18 protein-coding genes and 3 tRNA genes are annotated in these 20,266 nt (G+C 37.6%); 13 read left to right on the top strand and 8 right to left on the bottom strand.

Features of this window, described 5'->3' with window-relative positions; all coding sequences use genetic code 11:
* Window positions 1-102: 102 nt before the first annotated feature.
* Window positions 103-867 (bottom strand): chromosome partitioning protein, encoded by a 765-nt coding sequence (locus tag CWM22_13420; protein ID AUC92814.1) that lies wholly within the window; start codon window positions 865-867, stop codon window positions 103-105.
* 60 nt (window positions 868-927) lie between these two features.
* The gene (locus tag CWM22_13415; protein AUC92813.1) at window positions 928-2,124 is read right to left on the bottom strand and encodes a serine protease; all 1,197 of its coding nucleotides are present in this window, start codon (window positions 2,122-2,124) and stop codon (window positions 928-930) included.
* Between the two features lie 173 nt (window positions 2,125-2,297).
* On the opposite strand from CWM22_13415, the gene CWM22_13410 reads away from it, so the two are divergent.
* Together CWM22_13410 and CWM22_13405 are read left to right on the top strand one after the other, a co-directional pair.
* Complete coding sequence (locus CWM22_13410; protein AUC92812.1) at window positions 2,298-2,777, top strand: 23S rRNA (pseudouridine(1915)-N(3))-methyltransferase RlmH; 480 nt, start codon at window positions 2,298-2,300, stop codon at window positions 2,775-2,777.
* A 24-nt stretch (window positions 2,778-2,801) separates the two neighbouring features.
* Window positions 2,802-3,485 carry a DUF1275 domain-containing protein gene (locus CWM22_13405; GenBank protein AUC92811.1) on the top strand — a complete coding sequence of 228 codons (684 nt, stop codon included), beginning with the start codon at window positions 2,802-2,804 and terminating at the stop codon, window positions 3,483-3,485.
* Here the strand turns inward: CWM22_13405 and CWM22_13400 are convergent.
* Window positions 3,483-3,556, bottom strand: a tRNA-Arg gene (locus CWM22_13400). The two genes, CWM22_13405 and CWM22_13400, sit on opposite strands and share 3 nt — an antisense overlap.
* 111 nt (window positions 3,557-3,667) lie before the next feature.
* Here CWM22_13400 and CWM22_13395 point away from each other — a divergent pair.
* Both CWM22_13395 and CWM22_13390 read left to right on the top strand, forming a co-directional pair.
* Window positions 3,668-3,739, top strand: a tRNA-Glu gene (locus CWM22_13395).
* Window positions 3,740-3,744: 5 nt separating this feature from the next.
* Window positions 3,745-3,817, top strand: a tRNA-Asn gene (locus tag CWM22_13390).
* 68 nt (window positions 3,818-3,885) lie between these two features.
* Here the strand turns inward: CWM22_13390 and CWM22_13385 are convergent.
* From CWM22_13385 to CWM22_13375, 3 genes are all read right to left on the bottom strand, one after another.
* A complete protein-coding gene (locus tag CWM22_13385; GenBank protein AUC92810.1) occupies window positions 3,886-6,465 on the bottom strand; it encodes a copper ABC transporter permease in 2,580 nt (859 codons plus the stop codon).
* A 36-nt stretch (window positions 6,466-6,501) separates the two neighbouring features.
* Window positions 6,502-8,124: an ABC-F family ATPase gene (locus CWM22_13380; protein AUC92809.1), complete on the bottom strand. Its 1,623-nt coding sequence runs from the start codon at window positions 8,122-8,124 to the stop codon at window positions 6,502-6,504.
* A 64-nt stretch (window positions 8,125-8,188) separates the two neighbouring features.
* On the bottom strand, window positions 8,189-9,061 hold the full coding sequence (locus CWM22_13375; protein ID AUC92808.1) for a YitT family protein: 873 nt from the start codon (window positions 9,059-9,061) through the stop codon (window positions 8,189-8,191).
* Window positions 9,062-9,417: 356 nt separating this feature from the next.
* On the opposite strand from CWM22_13375, the gene trpS reads away from it, so the two are divergent.
* Window positions 9,418-10,443: a tryptophan--tRNA ligase gene (gene trpS / locus CWM22_13370; protein ID AUC92807.1), complete on the top strand. Its 1,026-nt coding sequence runs from the start codon at window positions 9,418-9,420 to the stop codon at window positions 10,441-10,443.
* A 221-nt stretch (window positions 10,444-10,664) separates the two neighbouring features.
* Window positions 10,665-12,146, top strand: a complete 1,482-nt coding sequence (locus tag CWM22_13365) for an IMP dehydrogenase (GenBank protein AUC92806.1) — start codon at window positions 10,665-10,667, stop codon at window positions 12,144-12,146.
* 71 nt (window positions 12,147-12,217) lie between these two features.
* On the opposite strand, the gene CWM22_13360 is transcribed toward CWM22_13365, so the two are convergent.
* Window positions 12,218-13,312, bottom strand: coding sequence for a DNA replication and repair protein RecF (locus CWM22_13360; GenBank protein ID AUC92805.1), 1,095 nt, complete (start codon window positions 13,310-13,312; stop codon window positions 12,218-12,220).
* 2 nt (window positions 13,313-13,314) lie between these two features.
* Complete coding sequence (gene yaaA / locus CWM22_13355) at window positions 13,315-13,698, bottom strand: S4 domain-containing protein YaaA (GenBank protein AUC92804.1); 384 nt, start codon at window positions 13,696-13,698, stop codon at window positions 13,315-13,317.
* 73 nt (window positions 13,699-13,771) lie between these two features.
* Between yaaA and CWM22_13350 the strand changes: the two genes are divergently transcribed.
* The 7 genes from CWM22_13350 to CWM22_13320 all read left to right on the top strand — a co-directional run bounded on the left by CWM22_13350 (window position 13,772) and on the right by CWM22_13320 (window position 20,231).
* Window positions 13,772-15,025, top strand: coding sequence for an insulinase family protein (locus tag CWM22_13350; GenBank protein ID AUC92803.1), 1,254 nt, complete (start codon window positions 13,772-13,774; stop codon window positions 15,023-15,025).
* Complete coding sequence (locus CWM22_13345; GenBank protein ID AUC92802.1) at window positions 15,022-16,305, top strand: insulinase family protein; 1,284 nt, start codon at window positions 15,022-15,024, stop codon at window positions 16,303-16,305. The genes CWM22_13350 and CWM22_13345 overlap by 4 nt, the downstream gene beginning before the upstream one ends.
* Before the next feature lie 81 nt (window positions 16,306-16,386).
* Window positions 16,387-17,244, top strand: coding sequence for a helix-turn-helix domain-containing protein (locus CWM22_13340; protein AUC92801.1), 858 nt, complete (start codon window positions 16,387-16,389; stop codon window positions 17,242-17,244).
* A 9-nt stretch (window positions 17,245-17,253) separates the two neighbouring features.
* Window positions 17,254-17,793, top strand: a complete 540-nt coding sequence (gene pgsA, locus CWM22_13335; GenBank protein ID AUC92800.1) for a CDP-diacylglycerol--glycerol-3-phosphate 3-phosphatidyltransferase — start codon at window positions 17,254-17,256, stop codon at window positions 17,791-17,793.
* Window positions 17,790-18,626 (top strand): energy-coupling factor transporter ATPase, encoded by an 837-nt coding sequence (locus tag CWM22_13330; protein AUC92799.1) that lies wholly within the window; start codon window positions 17,790-17,792, stop codon window positions 18,624-18,626. Before pgsA ends, CWM22_13330 begins: the two co-directional genes overlap by 4 nt.
* Window positions 18,602-19,444 carry an energy-coupling factor transporter ATPase gene (locus CWM22_13325; protein ID AUC92798.1) on the top strand — a complete coding sequence of 281 codons (843 nt, stop codon included), beginning with the start codon at window positions 18,602-18,604 and terminating at the stop codon, window positions 19,442-19,444. The genes CWM22_13330 and CWM22_13325 overlap by 25 nt, the downstream gene beginning before the upstream one ends.
* A complete protein-coding gene (locus CWM22_13320) occupies window positions 19,437-20,231 on the top strand; it encodes an energy-coupling factor transporter transmembrane protein EcfT (protein AUC92797.1) in 795 nt (264 codons plus the stop codon). Before CWM22_13325 ends, CWM22_13320 begins: the two co-directional genes overlap by 8 nt.
* Window positions 20,232-20,266 lie beyond the last annotated feature (35 nt).

The raw sequence follows: 20,266 nt of genomic DNA, 5'->3' as shown, positions 1-20,266 counted from the left end.
TCCACAAGATGTGAATAAAAGTCAGAACCTTTGCTGGTCCTGACTTTTTGTAATGATTTTAATGTGGAAAAGAGTGTTTATAAAAATAAATTGTAAACAAGTCTATTTAAAATTGTTGATAATTCTTTCGAATTCATCGAGGTCATTAAAGCTAATCCGAATTTCTCCGCTCCCGTTTTTCTTCTTGATAATTTTTGTAGCTGTTCCAAGAGTTTTACGGAGTGAATCTTCCTGTTCTTTTAAAAATTGGTCGCGTTGTTTAAGCTTAGTGTGTTTTTTCTTATTTGCAGCTATTAATTTTTCAAGCGTACGCACACTTAAATCTTTTGATAAAATGAGTTGAACCCATTCGGCTTGCTTTTCTTCTGAAAATGACACCAATTGTCGCGCGTGCCCTTGTGAAATTTTTCCTTCTTCTACAGCTTGTTTAGTCTGAGATGATAGATTTAGTAGGCGCAATAAATTACTGATATATGGTCTTGATTTTCCCATGATTTGAGCAACTTCATCATGTGTTAACCCTCTACTAATCAATTTTTGATAAGAGACTGCTTCTTCTATCGGATTTAAGTTAGAACGCTGCAGATTCTCTATGATAGCCTGATAGAGTAAATCATCATCAGTTAGTTCTTTTACCACTGCTGGTATTGTAGTCAGTCCAGCTAATTGACTGGCTCGCAACCTTCTTTCTCCAGCTAATAATTCGTATCCGATAATAGAAGATTTTCTTACAATAATCGGTTGAATTAAGCCATTTTCCTTAATAGATTGAGCGAGCTCAAGTAGCTCCTTTTCATCAAAATGAATTCTTGGCTGATAGGGATTGGGATGGATTTCTGAAATATTTAGTGTACGTAATTCTTCCATATATCCTTATTCTAGCAAAAAAAACGAGACTTTACAATTGTGTAAAGTCTCATTTGTCAATTATTCGCTAAGTTCTTCTGTAGAATGTGTCAACTTAATGTCAACAGTTTGTTTCTGATTATTGCGGTAATAAGTTACAGTGATTGTGTCTCCAATTTGATGTTTGTAGAGAGCACTTTGGAGATCACTCTTATTTTGAATAGCTTCTCCGTCAATCTCAGTAATGACATCAAAAGTTTCTAATTTTCCATCTGCAGGTAGTCCACTTTGTGTAGAGACAATTACAACACCAGATGTTAATTCCGTATTTGATAATCCAGCTTTTTCTAATTGACTAGTTGACAAGGTCGTCAAGTTAACCATATGAACTCCAAGAGCAGGTCGGCTAACTTGTCCAGTTTTTTCAAGCTGATTGATAATAGCTACGGCATCATTTGCAGGAATAGCAAATCCCAACCCTTCTACAGCCACGCCTGAGCTATTTGCAGAACTTGAGGTAATTTTGCTAGAGGTAATGCCTATCACTTGTCCTTGGGTATTGATTAACGGTCCGCCAGAGTTTCCAGGGTTGATAGCTGTATCAGTTTGAATAGCGTTAGTTGAGATTGTTTGTCCATCTTTTGATTGTGAAGTAACTGTCCGACTTAGGCTAGAAATAATACCCTGGGTAACTGTATTGGCGTAGACGCTACCTAGAGGACTACCAATTGCGATAGCAGTTTCTCCAACTTTAATTGTATCGGAATCAGCAAATTCAGCAACAGCAGTGACTTTATCTGCTGATATTTTTATAACAGCTATATCAGAATAGGTATCGGAACCAACAAGTTCACCGCTAATTTTTTCTCCAGATGCTAAAAGGATATCAATCTTTTCTGCGTTATTAATAACATGCGTATTTGTCACAATATAGGCATATTGACCATCTTTTTTATAGATAACCCCAGACCCCTCTCCAGCAACAGCTAGTTCGTCAGATGATTCAATATTTCCAAAGATAACACCAAGACTATTGTTGGCTGATTTTTGGTAATTAATAACAGACACAACAGCATTTTGTACTTTCTCTACAGCTTTTGTGGTGGAAGTTTCATTATTGTATTGAACATTGCTGACACTAGTGATAGCAGAATTTGCTTGTTGAACCTGTGGTTGGAAGAAAGAGGCTGATAAGGCCCCGATAAGCCCCCCAAAAAATCCAATTACAAATAGAATCGCAAATTTCAAATATTTTTTCATATAAGGAATCCTTTCCATTTCTTTAATTTTCCTTAAGATTACTCTTGCTTTCTTAATTATAGCTTAAAGTTTTCAAAAATCAATCCACAACCTGTGGATAACTCTGTGAATTATGTGAAAAACTGTAGCCATATCCTGATTTTCTAAAAATATTTTCTGTCGTATGCTTGTGGATATGTTACAATTATTTTATGAAAATAAAATTGATTACCGTTGGAAAATTGAAAGAAAAGTACCTCAAAGAAGGTATTGCAGAATATAGTAAACGATTGGGACGATTTGCTAAGTTAGATATGATTGAGCTTCCTGATGAAAAAACACCAGATAAAGCCAGTCAGGCAGAGAATGAACAAATATTAAAAAAAGAAGCCGATAGAATTATGTCTAAAATTGGAGAGCGAGATTTTGTCATTGCCTTAGCGATAGAAGGCAAACAATTTCCATCGGAAGAATTTAGTCAAAAGATATCTGACATTGTAGTAAATGGGTATTCAGATATAACTTTTATCATTGGTGGTAGTTTGGGTCTCGATTCTTGTATTAAAAAAAGAGCTAATTTGTTGATGAGTTTTGGACAGTTGACGCTTCCCCATCAACTAATGAAATTAGTTCTCATCGAGCAGATTTATCGTGCATTTATGATTCAGCAGGGAAGCCCATATCATAAGTAGTTTCACGTGAAACAAGGAGTGAAAATGAATCAAAAAGAGTATCGTGTTTTTGAGGGATTGAGAATTGCTTGTTCATTAACGTTTATCAGTGGTTATTTAAATGCCTTTACTTTTGTAACTCAGGGTGGTCGCTTTGCTGGAGTACAATCTGGAAATGTTATTTCCCTAGCTTATTTTTTAGCTAAAGGTGATTTTGCGCAGGTAGTTAATTTTTCCATTCCCATTTTATTTTTTGTATTCGGACAATTTTTTACCTACTTAGCAAGAAGGTATTTTGAAAAACAAACATGGTCTTGGCACTTTGGTAGTAGTGTAATGATGTTAGTTCTTATTTTACTAACTATCATTCTCTCACCTATAATGCCTGCGTCTTTTACAATTGCTAGTCTAGCCTTCGTAGCCTCTATTCAAGTAGAAACATTTAGAAGGTTACGAGGTGCTCCGTATGCCAATGTGATGATGACAGGGAATGTCAAAAATGCTGCTTATCTCTGGTTTAAAGGAGTTATTGAAAAAGATTCAGAACTTAGAAAAACAGGTAGAAACATCTTATTTACCATTATAGGATTTATGCTAGGTGTCATCATATCTACTCACCTATCCTTCAAATTTAAAGAATATGCCCTTATTGGTCTGATTTTGCCAGTTTTATATATTAATTATGAATTATGGCAAGAAAAAAGACCTACTCGAGGTAGGTCTAAATGATTCCAGCAGGATTCGAACCTGCGACCGTTCGCTTAGAAGGCGAATGCTCTATCCAGCTGAGCTATGGAACCTTAACCATTTTATTTTACATTAAACAAAGCACTCTGTCAATACAATAAAAAATCAAAAAATGTATTGACAAACAAAGTCACATGTATTATACTAGTTATTGTTCTAAAAATGGTCCGTTGGTCAAGGGGTTAAGACACCGCCTTTTCACGGCGGTAACACGGGTTCGAATCCCGTACGGACTATTTCTTCCGCCATAGCTCAGTTGGTAGAGCGCATGACTGTTAATCATGATGTCACAGGTTCGAGCCCTGTTGGCGGAGTAAATAAAGACTAAGAAACCTTGAGAAATCAAGGTTTTTTGCTTTTTACAAGAAAAAACCGAGAAAGTTTAGTATTCTCGGTTCTTAGAATAATAGTATCCAATGAATTGATAGGAGAAAAATACAAAAACTGCACCAAAAGAAATCAGTAAACCTAGATAGAAACCATTTGGTACAAAGGTTAAAACTAGTTTAGTTTGACCTGGACTTACATCCACTTTCATAAAACCCTCTTGCGATTTTTGGATTTTGATAGGTTTACCATCAATGGTTGCATTCCATCCTTTATCATAGGGTAAAGTAAGGAGGAGTGAGGCTTCTTTATCGGTTACAAAATCAACGGTTACTTTATTACCATCAGTTTTTGTTACTACTTGTTTTTCTTGGAGAATGGAAATAGCCTGTTGGAAAGCTAATAAGTCCAATCGATAAAATTGTGGTTTATCAAAAGAAACTTGATTATTTTCAGGAAAATATACATCGACTTGAACTTGTACATCTGTAGTAAAGCTCCCCACATTGAAGAAAGAGAAAGCATTATCTAGTGTAAACTCACTTGACTGATTGTTGACAGTAATGACAACCTTTTTTTGATTCTCATTTGAGAATGTTAAATTTGGCAAATTTAAGTATACTTGGCTATTTGCAGGTATATTTACTAAGAAAGTTGCCTTTGCAGCATCCTCATTGTCAACTTTGTTGACAGTCATTCGATTGCTCAACTCAACTGTATTTTGTGAAACAACATCTGATAAAGTGTGGTAGTATTTTTGAGATAGCCCTGTTAGTTGATTAAGAAAATTTGTTTGATTATCGAGAGTCAGATTTGTAAAATTGACATCTTTGTAAATCCCTTTAGTCAATAGGGCTAACCCTAGATTAAAACTATTTTCGTAAAGATTAATAGTAGACTGACTCTGATTCAGTGTGAAACCAAACTTATTTGGGTCCGTAGTAGCTAAATTATATTTGACTCCGAATAGGCTATCAGCAATAATTGTATTATTCTGATAACGAAGATTCAAATTGGTACCGTCTGAACGGAAACCGAGCTTATCTAGTACTGAGCTGGAAGCACGATTTCGAATGGAGGAGAATTGAGAAATACCGTTGTAATTGAATTTCATGCTATCATTGCCAGTTTGTGGTAATAGACGTTCTATACGATAAAATGAATCAGTTGTAGTCTTTGTAGACTTTACAATACTGTCAATATCTGTCAATTTTTCTTCATAGTTTGATCGGCTAGGAAAATGCCATTCATCAGAAATCCCCTGAACCTGATAATGGCTATGTAATCCAAGTTCTAAGAAAGTGAAGAACAATAAAACAATATTAATCCATTTTAAGGATGATTTATAGCGAATCATTGCTACAAAAAGAATGAAGTAGGCTATTAGAAATTCTAGTGTGAGTAGGAAATTTACATCCGTTAGAAACTCATAATGATCTCTAAAAATAAAGGTAGAAGTAAAGCAAATGAGTAAAAATGAAACAATTAGAGTAAAATTTTTAATACTTACTTGACGTAGTCGTACCAATGTCTCTGCTGCTAAATAGATAACGGTTATTGATAGAGCCCATGCATAACGATAGAGGAACATGTTTGGCGCATGCATACCTTGCCAAAAAAGATTGAGTGGTTGTAGGTAGAAACTTGAAATAATGAATGTAAAGAATAGAGCATAGGAGAGTTTGACAGTTGGTTTTATTTCTTTTAATGTAAAGAATAGTAAAGCGAGTATTAATGGAACGAGACCAACAGAGATCATGGGAATAGAACTGAATTTTGTTGTATCAAAGCTACCAACTAAGTTTTTTGCAAAGAAGTCCAGATACCAAGAGTCCTCGGTTTTTAGGTTGACAATTTTTGTAAATGTCTCACCATGAGTTTTTAAATCCAAATAGGTTGGCAACAACATGAACATGCTGCTTAGAGCAGATAAAATTGACACTATTGTAAAGTTGATAAATCTTTTGATTCTCTGACTATCTATCCATGATAATTGAACCAATGTCCATAATGTTAGAAAAATAGCCACCATATAACCGAAGTAATAGTTTTGGATAAACAAGCATGTTAATGTTATGTAGTAGAGAATCGGACCCTGTTTTTTTAATAATCGATGCAATCCAAGAAGAACGAGTGGGAGGAGTAAAAAAACGTCTAGCCAGTTGTTTATTTCTAACTGACTTGTACTAAAACTCATCAGAGAAAAACTAGTAGCGAGTAATAGTGCCCATTCTTCTTTCAAATTTTTATGGATACCCTTTAGACTGAAATAAGTTGACAACCCAGTCAATCCAAATTTGACAATAGTGACAAGGTAGATAGCATCAGGCATGGATTGTAAATCAAAGAAAGAGACAATTGGAGATAGGAATGAGCCTAGGTAATAGGAGGATAGAGCATAAAAATTGAGTCCTAGACCACTTGTAAAGGTGTAAAAAAAAGAGCCGTCTCCGTGTAAAGTATTTCGTAATGTTTGATTAAAAATAACATACTGATGGAAACCATCACTGGCCAATATTGTTGTATCACTTCCCCACCAGATTCCTTGAAATGCTAAGACGATAGAAATAATAGTCAGCGGAATAAGGAAAGATAAGAGATAATAAATGGATGTTTTTGTAAATATTTTTTTCATAGATTTAAAAGAAAAGGCGAATAAATCGCCTTTTTATTATGCTTTCCAAAGTTCTTGTACTTTCGCTTGTACTTCAGCATTTTCCAAGAATTCATCGTAGGTTTCGTCAATGCGGTCAATCACACCATTTTTAGAGATAACAATAATGTGGTTTGCTAAAGTTTGAATAAATTCATGGTCATGGCTAGCAAAGATGATGGACTCTTTGAAAGCTTTCAAACCATCGTTCAGACTGGAAATTGACTCCAAGTCCAAGTGGTTGGTTGGATCATCTAAGACTAAGACATTTGACTTGAGGAGCATGAGTTTTGACAACATCACGCGCACTTTTTCTCCCCCTGACAAGACATTTACAGGTTTGTTAACCTCATCTCCTGAGAAGAGCATACGCCCTAAGAAACCACGTAAGAAGGTATTGTCATCTTCTTCCTTGCTAGCAAAATTACGAAGCCAATCAAGGATAGATTCATTGGTATCAAAGTCTCGTGTATTGTCTTTTGGTAAATAGGATTGACTAGTAGTGACACCCCACTTGACAGTTCCTTCGTATTCGATATCTCCCATAAGTGCACGAATCAATGCTGTTGTTTGGATGTCGTTTTGACCAATAAGAGCAGTCTTGTCACCTGGACGCAGGATAAAGCTGATATTGTCAAGAATCGTTTCACCATCAATAACAACTTTCAAGTTTTCAACTGTCAAGAGATCATTACCGATTTCACGTTCTGATTTGAAGTTGATAAATGGGTACTTACGGCTAGAAGGAATGATTTCTTCCAACTCGATTTTATCCAGCATCTTCTTACGTGAAGTAGCTTGCTTAGACTTAGAAGCATTAGCAGAGAAACGGGCAACGAATTCTTGTAATTCCTTGATTTTTTCTTCAGCTTTTGCATTACGGTCAGCTTGTAGTTTAGCTGCTAGTTCACTGGATTGTTTCCAGAAGTCATAGTTACCAACGAAAATCTTGATTTTACCGAAGTCAAGGTCGGCCATGTGGGTACATACCTTGTTCAAGAAGTGGCGGTCGTGGGACACGACGATAACCGTATTTTCAAAGTCAATCAAGAAATCTTCGAGCCAGTTAATAGATTGGATGTCCAGACCGTTGGTTGGCTCGTCCAAAAGAAGAACATCAGGCTTACCAAAGAGGGCCTTAGCCAAGAGGACCTTAACCTTCTCACCGTTGGTCAATTCGCTCATGTTTTGGTAGTGGAGGTCTTCTGAAATGTTGAGGTTTTGGAGCAATTGAGAAGCTTCACTTTCAGCTTCCCAGCCACCAAGTTCAGCAAACTCACCTTCTAACTCAGCAGCACGGACACCGTCTTCATCAGAAAAATCTTCCTTCATGTAAATGGCATCTTTTTCTTTCATGATGCTGTAAAGTTGCTCATTTCCCATGATAACAACGTCAATCACGCGCTCATCTTCATAGTCGAAATGGTTCTGACGTAGTACAGAGAGGCGTTCGTCTGGTCCAAGTGAAATATGACCTGTTGATGGCTCGATGTCACCAGCAAGAATTTTCAAAAATGTAGATTTACCGGCCCCGTTTGCACCAATCAAACCGTAGGTATTTCCTGCTGTAAATTTGATATTGACATCGTCAAATAATTTGCGGTCGCTAAAGCGAAGCGACACGTCTGATACTGTAAGCATAGTTTCTCCTCTATTTCTGTCTATTAGTTTTATTGTACTAGAAAGAACTTGAATTTTCAATGAATTACATTGGAATCAAAATATCTTCATCATAATGTTTATGGTCTTTTTGAAGACTGAAGCCACGTCCACGCACCTGACTCGCAGGCATAACAACCATAAAGGCAGTTTCATCAATTTCTAATACCGCTGTCTCCAGTTTCTGCATTTCTGGAATAGAGATGGTGGTCATCAACATGCGCTTGTCAACCCCTGTAAATCCACCGATAATTGGAAGTTCTGTTACACCGCGATCAGCAACTTTAGTAATATAGTCTTTAATTTCTTCTGATTTTTGAGAAATAATCATGACATTTCGAGAAGATTGGGTACCAGACATCATGCGGTTAACAATATAAGTAATGGTCATTAGGGCAATAATCGAGTACATAACAGTATCAGTATCGAAGGCAACAAATCCAAGACCAACGATAATACCATCAATAATAGCCATTGTCAGACCTAATGATAAAGGGGTGTACTTGTGAATAAATTGAATAAGAATACCTGTTCCACCAGTAGAAGAATTTCCAAGGAAGACAAGCCCAAGTCCAAAACCTAGGATAATTCCACCGAAAATAGCAGCTAGGAGAGGATTTTCTGTCAAGTTGGGTAAACCTGCTGTCAACTTGATGCAAAGAGGATAGATGATAGCTCCATAGACAGTTTTGATAAATACAGATTTTCCTAAGAAAAACCAACAGATGATTAATAAAGGGATGTTACAGTAGAGGACAAAGTCAGATGGACTCCACCCCAGAAGAGCATTGAGTGCGATTGCTAAACCTCCGACACCACCAGATACGATATTATTCTCTAGAAAAAAACTGTTAAATCCAATGGCCATGACAACTGATCCGAGTGTGACAGAGATAAAGTCCTTTATACGTTCTTTCATATATTCTCCTTGGTTAGTGTTATAAAAGCAATTTCTATTATCCCTAATTTAGACAGTATCGTCAAGGATTTGTCAGCTTGACTTTCTAATTTTTTGCGGTTATAATAGGAATCAATCAGAAGAGTAGTAAGTGGATAATTTTTAGAGAGTTTGTGGTTGGTGTAAACAAACAAGAGTCGCTTATGAATGGACTGAGTGAATAGAATCTGAATAAATAAGGATTCGGCTAGCAGGCCTTATGTGCAAAAAGATGTAAGCTTATTTAAAATGCTTATAAGTGAGGTGGCACCGTGTCCTTGACGCCCTCGCACAGTTTTCTGTGCGTGGGCTTTTATTATGTAAAAGGAGAACATTTTATGAGTAAACCGATTATCCTAACAGGAGACCGTCCAACAGGCAAATTACATATTGGACATTATGTTGGTTCGTTGAAAAATCGTGTTTTATTACAGGATGCAGGTCAACATGAACTTTTTGTCTTTTTAGCAGACCAACAAGCGTTGACAGATCATGCAAAGGAACCGCAAAAGATTGTTGAATCCGTTGGAAACGTAGCACTAGATTATCTAGCGGCAGGACTTGATCCAGCTAAGACAACGATTTTCATCCAAAGTCAAATTCCTGAATTGGCAGAGCTGACCATGTACTACATGAACTTGGTATCTGTTGCACGTCTAGAACGCAATCCGACTGTAAAAACCGAGATTGCTCAGAAGGGATTTGGCGAAGGAATTCCAGCTGGTTTCTTGGTTTATCCTGTGTCACAAGCGGCGGATATTACAGCCTTCAAGGCAAACTTTGTTCCAGTAGGAAATGACCAGAAACCTATGATTGAGCAGACTCGTGAAATTGTTCGGAGTTTCAACTATGCTTACCAAACCGATATTTTGGTAGAACCGGAAGGGATTTATCCTGAAAATGAAGCAGCTGGTCGCCTACCAGGTCTAGACGGCAACGCTAAAATGTCCAAGTCCCTTGGAAATGGTATTTATCTGGCAGATGACATGGATACGCTCAAGAAAAAAGTCATGTCCATGTACACTGATCCCAACCACATCCGTGTTGAAGACCCAGGTAAGATTGAAGGAAACATGGTTTTCCACTATCTTGACGTTTTTGGTCGCGAAGAAGATAAGGCTGAGATTGAGGCTATGAAGGAGCACTATCAACGTGGTGGTTTGGGTGATGTGAAGACCAAACGTTATTTGCTGGACATTTTAGAGAGAGAATTAGGCCCAATCCGTGAACGCCGTCTGGAGTTTGCACAGGATATGGGACAGGTCTATGCAATGTTGGAAGCAGGTAGCCAAAAAGCTCGCCAAGTTGCTGCGACAACTCTTGACCAAGTAAAGGATGCCATGGGAATCAACTACTTTAAATAAGGTTAACAATAAAAGAGCAATGTTGAGAAAATGTTGCTTTTTTCATTTGTTTTATAATAAAGCAAAAAACAAACGTTCGACTTTCTAAAAGAAAGTGGTAAAGAATTTTCTGAATTTTTATCGATGAGGAGATTAAGGCGAATAATGATTGACAAATGATTTCAAAATGTTATCATAAATAAAATAAAAACCAAACATTAATTAAAGAAAAGAGGAAGAAAATGTCAAACTGGGACACTAAATTTTTGAAAAAAGGTTTCACCTTTGATGATGTATTACTTATTCCGGCTGAAAGTCATGTATTGCCACATGATATTGATTTAAAAACACAATTAGCACCTAACTTGACTTTAAACCTTCCGATTATTTCTGCGGCTATGGATACAGTAACGGATAGCAAAATGGCCATTGCTATGGCGCGTGCAGGTGGTTTGGGCGTCATCCATAAGAACATGTCTATTACAGAGCAGGCTGATGAGGTGCGTAAGGTAAAACGTTCTGAAAATGGTGTCATTATCGATCCATTCTTCTTAACACCAGAACACACCATTGCTGAAGCTGAGAAATTGATGGCTACTTATCGTATTTCCGGTGTGCCAATCGTTGAAACATTGGAAAATCGTAAATTGGTTGGTATCATCACCAACCGTGATATGCGTTTCATTTCTGACTATTCGCAGCCAATTTCGACCAACATGACAAGCGATGAATTGGTGACAGCGCCAGTTGGAACAGATCTTGCGACTGCGGAGGCTATTCTTCACAAGCATCGTATTGAAAAATTGCCATTGGTTGATGAAAATGGTCGTTTGTCAGGCTTGATTACCATCAAAGATATTGAGAAAGTGATTGAGTTCCCAAATGCTGCGAAGGATGAATTTGGTCGTCTCTTGGTTGCGGGTGCTGTTGGTGTTACATCTGATACTTTTGAACGTGCAGAAGCCCTTTTTGAAGCGGGTGCAGACGCGATTGTCATCGATACAGCTCACGGTCACTCAGCAGGCGTTCTTCGCAAGATTAAAGAAATTCGTGAACACTTCCCAACTCGTACCTTGATTGCAGGTAATATTGCCACAGCTGAAGGAGCTCGTGCTCTTTATGAAGCTGGTGTTGATGTTGTGAAGGTCGGTATTGGACCAGGTTCAATCTGTACAACACGTGTCATCGCAGGTGTCGGTGTACCACAAGTGACAGCTATCTATGATGCCGCTGGTGTTGCGCGTGAATATGGTAAAACGATTATCGCTGATGGTGGTATCAAATATTCTGGAGATATTGTCAAGGCACTTGCCGCTGGTGGTCATGCCGTTATGCTTGGTTCTATGTTTGCAGGAACTGATGAAGCACCAGGTGAGACAGAAATCTTCCAAGGTCGTAAGTTCAAGACCTATCGCGGTATGGGCTCTATTGCTGCCATGAAACAAGGTTCAAAAGACCGTTACTTCCAAGCATCTGTCAATGAAGCTAACAAGTTGGTTCCAGAAGGAATTGAAGGTCGCGTAGCCTATAAAGGTTCTGTTGCAGATATGATTTTCCAAATGGTTGGTGGACTTCGCTCAGGTATGGGCTATGTAGGTGCTGGTAACTTGACTGAATTGCATGAAAATGCTCAATTCATCGAAATGTCAGGTGCTGGTTTGAAAGAAAGCCATCCACACGATGTTCAAATCACAAACGAAGCTCCAAACTATTCAGTTCAGTAAAACAAAAACAAGACCCTCTTGACAGGGTCTTTACTTTTTTGTAAACTTTATCGACAACAGTGTAAACAATCTTATTCTGACTCAGTAACCTTACCAGACTCAATATGGAAGATTTTTAAATTATCAGGTAGCTTATGTAAATGGTCTAAAGATGTCGTTGTAATAAATGTTTGAATCGTATCTGTAATAGTTTCTAGTAGTTTGATTTGACGATTATTATCCAGCTCACTCATAACATCATCTAAGAGTAGAATTGGGTATTCTCGTGTGACCTCCTTCATCAGCTCAATTTCAGCCAGTTTGAGTGACAGAACGAGACTGCGGTGCTGACCTTGGCTACCATAATGGGCATTCATTCCATTTATAAAGAAAGCTACATCATCTCGATGTGGTCCAACTCCTGTATTTTTCTTAAATAAATCACGTTTGCGATACCTTTCCAATTCCGTCAAGAATTTGTCAATTAAATTGACATCATCTGTCAATTCGATTGAGGTTTTGTATTCGATTGTCAACTCTTCCCGATTGCCAGATATTTCTTGAACTTTTCTATTTCCGAATTCCTCTAATTTCTTTAGAAAGTCAATACGATGTTGGATAACACGACTACCATATTCAGCAAGTTGCTGATCTAACACGGATAGGAAGTTCTCATCAATCTTATCTGTAGATTTGAGGTAAGTATTTCTTTGTTTTAAAACGTGATTATAATTCGATAGGTCAGAGAGATAGAGTGGCTTGATTTGCCCGAGCTCGACATCGATGAACTTTCTTCTCAAAGCAGGCGCACCTTTTATCAGCTGTAAATCTTCAGGGGCGAAGAGAACAACATTCATGTGGCCGATATAGTTGGAAAGCTTGGCTTGTTTGAGATGGTTGACCTTGGTCACTCGCCCCTTATCTGTCAAGTGAATGTCAAGGGGAACTTTACCGCTTGTGCGATGGAGTAAACCAGAAATAGATAATTCCTTTTCTTGAAACTGTAGTAGGTCCTTATCTGTCCGTGTTCGATGACTTCGTGTTAAGGCTAAAACATAGATAGATTCTAGAATATTGGTTTTTCCTTGGGCGTTTTCGCCTAAAAAGACATTGAGCCCTTTGTGGAACTCAATATCTAATTGGTTGTAATTGCGAAAATGTTGTAACTCTAATCGTTCTAGCCACATGTCTACATACCAGGGAAACGAACAGGTTTTCTTTCAGTATTTTTAGTTGCTTTTTTAGGAGTTTTTACCTGTTTCTTATTCTTTTTATTTTCTTGATTTAACTTTTTAACGATTGCAGCCACACGTTCTTTTTCAGCTTGATCCTCTTGGTGCTGTTTGATTTCCTCTGCACTAGGAGCGACGATTGTGATGCTGGTGTTGTGGTCTGGGAGTGTGATAACATCTCCGACACGGATTTTTTTACCGCGTCTTTTTTCATCCTCTCCATTGAAAAGAATGGTATTTTCTTCTAAGAAACCTTTAATGGCACCTCCTGAATGGAGAATACCAGTCGTTTTTAACAATGCTTGTAATGTGATGTAGTCATCAAATAATTTAAATTCCATAAGTCACCTCGTTACAGAATATTATATCACAAAATGGTATAATGGAAGGTACAATGTTTGAAAGAGGAAGACGATGAAATTACAAGAGGGAGTAGATCTTCATTTTATTGATACAGATCAGTTTACGACAAATCGTATACGTATTCGCTTTGCAGCTGAAATGAGTGAGGCTACAGTTGCTGGTCGTGTGTTAGTTGCAAATATTTTTGAAATGGGTAACCAAGAATTTCAGACTGCTCAGGCTGTTCGGAGAAGATTGGCAGAATTGTATGGTGCTCAGTTCTCGACCTCAGTTTCGAAACGTGGTAGGGTGCACTGTATAGATGTGACAATTTCATATGTCAGTCCTCGTCACTTGCCAGAAAATGAGGATATTACAGTAGAGATTCTTGATTTTTTATACACATGTATATTTAGACCACTGAAAAAGGGACGAGGATTTGATAGCCAGATTTTCGAGGTGGAAAAAACGAATTTAATCAATTTTCTTCAGTCAGAGATAGAAGATAATTTTTATCATGCAGATGTTGAAATGAGTAAGCTTTTTTATAAAGATCCCTCTCTTCAAATTCCACGCGTCGGTAGGCTTGATTTGGTTGAAAAAGAAACAGCAGAATCAACCTTTCAGATTTATCGGAATATGTTGCGTATGGATAAAATTGATATATTTGTCTTAGGGAAGGTTGACAGAGAACAAGTCAAAAGAAAACTTGAAGATTTTGGTTTTACTTATAGAAAACCAAAATTAGAGTTAGAATATCATCAGGAATACTCAAACATCACGCAAGAAAAAATCGAGCGTAAACAGGCAAGGCAGTCCATTTTAGAATTGGCATATCATTTACAAGTGGTTTACAACGATGTAAACTATCCAGCTTTGATGGTATTTAATGGTCTACTAGGTGCTTTCTCCCATTCGAAATTATTTATGAATGTTCGTGAGAAAGAAAGTTTGGCCTATACAATTGGAAGTCAGGTCTCTATTTTTTCAGGAATGCTGAAGGTCTATGCTGGAATTAGCCGTGAAAATAGACTCAGGGTAATGAAGTTAATTAGTAAACAACTACTTGATTTAAAATGTGGTAAGTTTACAGAAGAAGAATTAGAGTTGACAAAAAACATGTTGATTCATTCAGCAACCTTGGCTCAAGATAGGCAGAATAATTTGATAGAACAAGTATATAATCAAGTTACCTTAGGAAATAGAAATTTAAGTTGGTTAGATTGGATTGAGGCTATCAAATCGGTATCAATAGACGATGTCATTCGAGTAGGACAGATGATTAATTTACAGGCTGTTTACTTTATGGAGGGGACAGAAGAATGAAGTTAGTTGAGAAGAAGTATCCTTACATGAAAGAATCTGTCTTTTATGGGAAAGTTGACAATGGGTTGACAGTTATTTTACTTCCTAAAGTCGATTTCCATGAGACATATGGAATTCTAACGACAAATTTTGGGGGTATTCATACTCGATTTACATTGGCTAATGGTAATAGTGTTGTTTATCCTGCAGGGATTGCACATTTTTTAGAACATAAGCTGTTTGAAACTGAGAATGAAGAGGATATTATGAATGAGTTTGCTAAATTGGGAGCAAGCGCAAATGCTTATACCAGTTTTAGACAGACTAGTTACTTATTTTCAACGACTCAGAAAGTGTTGGAGTCTCTATCACTTTTACAATCTTTTGTTCGAGAACCGTATTTTACAGAAGACAATGTAAAAAGAGAACAGGGGATTATTGAACAAGAAATCGAGATGTATCAAGATGATGCAGATTATCGCTTGTTTACGGGAATTCTATCATCACTTTATCCAGAAAGTCCTTTGGCCTATGATATAGCAGGGACAGTTGAATCAATTGCTGCAATTACTGCGGATGATTTACATGAGAATTTTGATGTGTTTTATCATCCAAGTAACATGAATTTATTCGTTATTGGTAATTTTGATTTAGAGGCAGTTTGGAAACAAATTTCAAGTTATCAAGTAGCTCAGATGGATAATCCAGCTCAGTCGTTTGAATTGGCAGGTGTCCAAAAGTTGCCGATACAGGAACATCTCTCAGAGCAATTTGAAGTATCTACCCCAAAATTGGCTGTTGGTTTACGGGGAAATGACGAGGTTGATAAGGAGACTATTCAGAAATATCGGCTTAGTTTACAATTTTTATTTGCCATGTTGTTTGGTTGGACTTCAAAACGCTATCAACAGTTATACGAGCAGGGAAAAATTGATTCTTCTTTCCAGTTCCAATTAGAGGTTACACCTGAATACCACTATTTGATTATCTCGGGAGATACTCAAGAACCTATTACGCTTTCTAGTATCCTGATGAAAGCACTTAGGAAATTTGAGGATGATGCAGATGTGACAGAGGATCATTTACAATTGTTGAAAAACGAGATGTATGGAGATTTTATTCGTAGCTTAAATTCTCTTGAGTTTACAGCTAGCCACTTTGTTTCTCAGTATTCAGAATATGAAAATGTTTTTGATATACCTCAAATGATACAAAGTCTTCAGTTAGATGACATCAGAGAGGCAGGTCGTCGCTTTATTGATCACTGTGATATGACAGATTTCACGATTTTTCCAAAATAAGTGGGCGCAACCCGTCGAAATTTCCTTGGAATTTTGTTAGAATAGTATACTGTACATGATGAGCGATAGAGAGAGAGTATTATGAGACAAAAGAGTATAGGGGAAGTACTTAGAACAGCCAGAGAAGGACGGGGTTGGACATTTGTTGACTTGCAACGGATAACAAAAATCCAAGCTAAATATTTGCAGGCACTTGAGTACAATGATTTTGATTTTATTGCAAACTCAGATGATGTTCATTCTATTTTAAAAGCATATGCTGAGGCTTTGGAATTAGATGCAGATGTTCTACTGGATGCTTACGAGACCAATAGTTTAGTGAAATATTATGAAGATGGAGAAGAAGAACTACGATCTTCAGAATTGAAAAGAAGCTATAAGGTTCGTAAACGTAAAAAGAACTCATATCTTCCGTTGATTTACTTATTACTCGCGACGGGTTTGATTATTATTTTTGTGACTTATATTGTTCATAGCAGGCTTCAAAATAGAGCATCTATTACGCCTACTACAACATCATATAGTATAGTTGAGCAATCTGTATCTGAAGCAAGTAGTGGTACAGAGACGAGTTCTACTGAGCAGGCGCAGTCAAATTCAACGAGTTCAAGTAGTTCCGCTACAGAAAATGTGACTATTTCAGGATCAGGTTCTAACATTGTTGCGACCCTTAAAACAGTGAATTATCCAGTAGAAGTAACTGTAACAGCAAAAAATACAACGAGTTGGATCAGCCTTTCTGACACCTTGTTAGAGGGGGGTGTTACACTAACACCTGATAATCCGACAGTAACTACTACTATTGAAGAAGGAGTGACTTCTACTACACTTGTTCTTGGTGTTGTCAAAGGAGTAGAGGTAACTGTAGGTGGTAAAAAGCTAGATCTATCAGCCTTGACAGCAGATACAGGCTCAATTACAATAAATTTTGGACAATAAAGGTTTTATATGAAAAAAGAAAATATTCCCAATGCATTGACGATAGGTAGGATCTTGGTAATTCCAATTTTTATCTTGTTACTGACCGTTTGGGATTCAACAATTAGTCATGTCTTAGCAGCACTTATTTTTGCATTAGCTAGTATTACGGATTATCTAGACGGCTACTTGGCTCGTAAATGGCAGGTTGTAACAAACTTTGGAAAATTTGCGGATCCGATGGCAGATAAGATTTTGGTGATGACAGCATTTATCATGCTTGTAGAGCTTGGCTTTGCTCCAGCTTGGGTAGTTGCAATTATTATTTGTCGTGAATTGGCAGTGACAGGTCTTCGTCTACTCTTGGTGGAAAATGGAGGAACAGTTCTAGCTGCGGCTATGCCGGGAAAAATTAAAACATTTTCACAGATGTTTTCAGTGATTTTCCTGCTCTTACACTGGAACGTCGTGGGGCAAATAACACTCTATATTGCACTTTTCTTCACCCTATATTCAGGTTATGATTATTTCAAGGGTGCGTCCTTCTTGTTTAAAGATACATTTAAATGATGAATATTATTGAAGTAAAAAATTTAAAATATAAATACAACCAAGAGGATGAGCAATATACTCTAAATGATGTCTCGTTTCACGTGAAACAGGGAGAATGGTTGTCTATTATTGGACATAATGGTTCGGGTAAATCAACAACAGTTCGTTTGATTGATGGTTTGTTGGAAGCTGAATCCGGTGATATTTATATTGACGGTGATGCCTTAACCATTGATAATGTATGGGATAAGCGACGCTTGATTGGTATGGTTTTTCAAAATCCAGATAACCAATTTGTAGGCGCTACAGTTGAAGATGATGTTGCATTTGGTTTAGAGAATCAGGGAATCCCTTTGGAGGAGATGCGTAGTCGAGTTGACGAAGCTTTGGAATTGGTTGGAATGACTGATTTCAAAACACGTGAGCCTGCTCGTTTATCTGGTGGTCAGAAGCAGAGGGTGGCGATTGCTGGAGTGGTTGCCTTACGTCCAAAAATTATTATTTTGGATGAGGCTACGTCTATGTTGGATCCAGAAGGTCGTCTCGACTTGATTAAGATTGTCCGTGAAATTAAGGAGCGTCATGGTATGACGGTTATCTCTATAACACATGATTTGGATGAGGTTGCATTGAGTGATCGAGTTATCGTGATGAAAAATGGACAGGTTGAATCAATTAGCACTCCAAATGAATTATTTATGCGAGAAGATTTGGTAGATTTAGACTTGGATAGACCGTTTACGACAGAACTGGCTTCATCTTTGCGCCAAACTGGACTCGATTTACCGCTCCGCTATTTTACAGAGGAAGAATTAGAGGAAACTTTATGGGAATTGATCTCCAAGAAGTAAGCTATACCTATCAAGCTGGCACTCCTTTTGAGGGGCGTGCGCTTTTTGGTGTGGATTTGGAGATTGTTGATGGCTCTTACACGGCCCTTATTGGGCATACGGGTTCGGGCAAATCAACGATTTTACAACTTTTGAATGGATTAAATGTACCAACAGAAGGAAGAGTAGTCATTGATGATGTTGTGATTACAGCGACGTCTGAAAATAAGGATATTAAGCAAGTCAGGAAGAAAGTTGGGCTGGTGTTCCAATTTCCTGAAAGTCAAGTGTTTGATGAGACAGTTTTGAAAGATGTTGCTTTTGGTCCACAAAATTTCGGAGTTTCTCAGGAAGAGGCTGAAACGATTGCGCGTGAAAAGTTGGCCTTGGTTGGAATTGATGAAAGCTTGTTTGAGCGTAGTCCTTTTGAACTATCTGGTGGTCAAATGCGTCGGGTAGCTATTGCTGGGATTCTGGCAATGGAACCAAGTATCTTAGTTTTGGATGAACCAACGGCTGGATTGGATCCTGCGGGTCGTCAGGAATTGATGGATATTTTCAAAAAGCTTCATGAATCAGGCATGACAATCGTTTTGGTAACTCATTTGATGGATGATGTCGCTAACTATGCTGATTTTGTTTACATTATGGAAAAGGGAAAGCTGGTCCGTTCTGGTAAACCAGTCGATATTTTTCAAGAGGTAGATTTTTTAGAGAGTATTCAGTTGGGAGTGCCTAAGATTACTAAGTTTGCAGCTAATTTGGAGAGAAGAGGCTTTGTATTTGAACGTCTTCCTATTACAATTGAAGAATTTACGGGGATGGTGACACATGGATAAATTAATTTTAGGTCGCTATATTCCGGGAAATTCTATACTACATCGCTTGGATCCGAGAAGTAAGCTCTTAGCTATGTTTGGATTTCTCTTAATGATTTTTTGGGCTAATAACCTGGTAACCAATGCCTTGTTGATAGCATTTGTTTTAGGAATGGTTGTTTTATCTCGTATTCGCTTATCATTTTTTATTAATGGTTTGAAACCGATGATAGGAATTATTCTATTTACAACTTTCTTCCAGGTTTTCTTTACACCTGGAGCGACCATTCTATGGGAATTTTGGATTTTTAAATTATCTGTAGAAGGGTTGCAACAGGCGGCGATTATTTTTGTTCGCTTTGTTTTGATTATTTTCTTCTCAACCCTATTGACATTGACGACGACACCCCTTAGCTTGGCTGATGGTATTGAGTCGGGGCTTGCACCTTTGAAAAAATTTAAAGTTCCTGTGCATGAAATTGGTTTGATGTTGTCCATGAGCTTGCGTTTTGTACCGACCTTGATGGATGATACCACTCGGATTATGAATGCTCAGAGAGCTCGTGGAGTGGACTTTAATGAGGGAAATCTTATTCAGAAGGTAAAATCAGTTATTCCTATTTTGATTCCGTTATTCGCATCAAGTTTTAAGAGGGCAGACGCTCTTGCAACGGCGATGGAGGCGCGTGGGTATCAGGGCGGCGATGGGAGAACCAAGTATCGGATTTTGGAATGGAAGTTAGCAGATACGTTAGCAATTTTAGTTATGTTAGCTTTAGCTGGACTCTTATTTATATTGAAAAAATGAGTAAAAAACGCTAGAAATAGCGTTTTTATCGTCTA

Source organism: Streptococcus suis, from assembly GCA_002831545.1.
Classification (GTDB): Bacteria; Bacillota; Bacilli; order Lactobacillales; family Streptococcaceae; genus Streptococcus; species Streptococcus suis_P.
The sequence above is the reverse complement of the archived record's forward strand: the minus strand, read 5'-3'. Positions and strand labels throughout refer to the sequence as shown.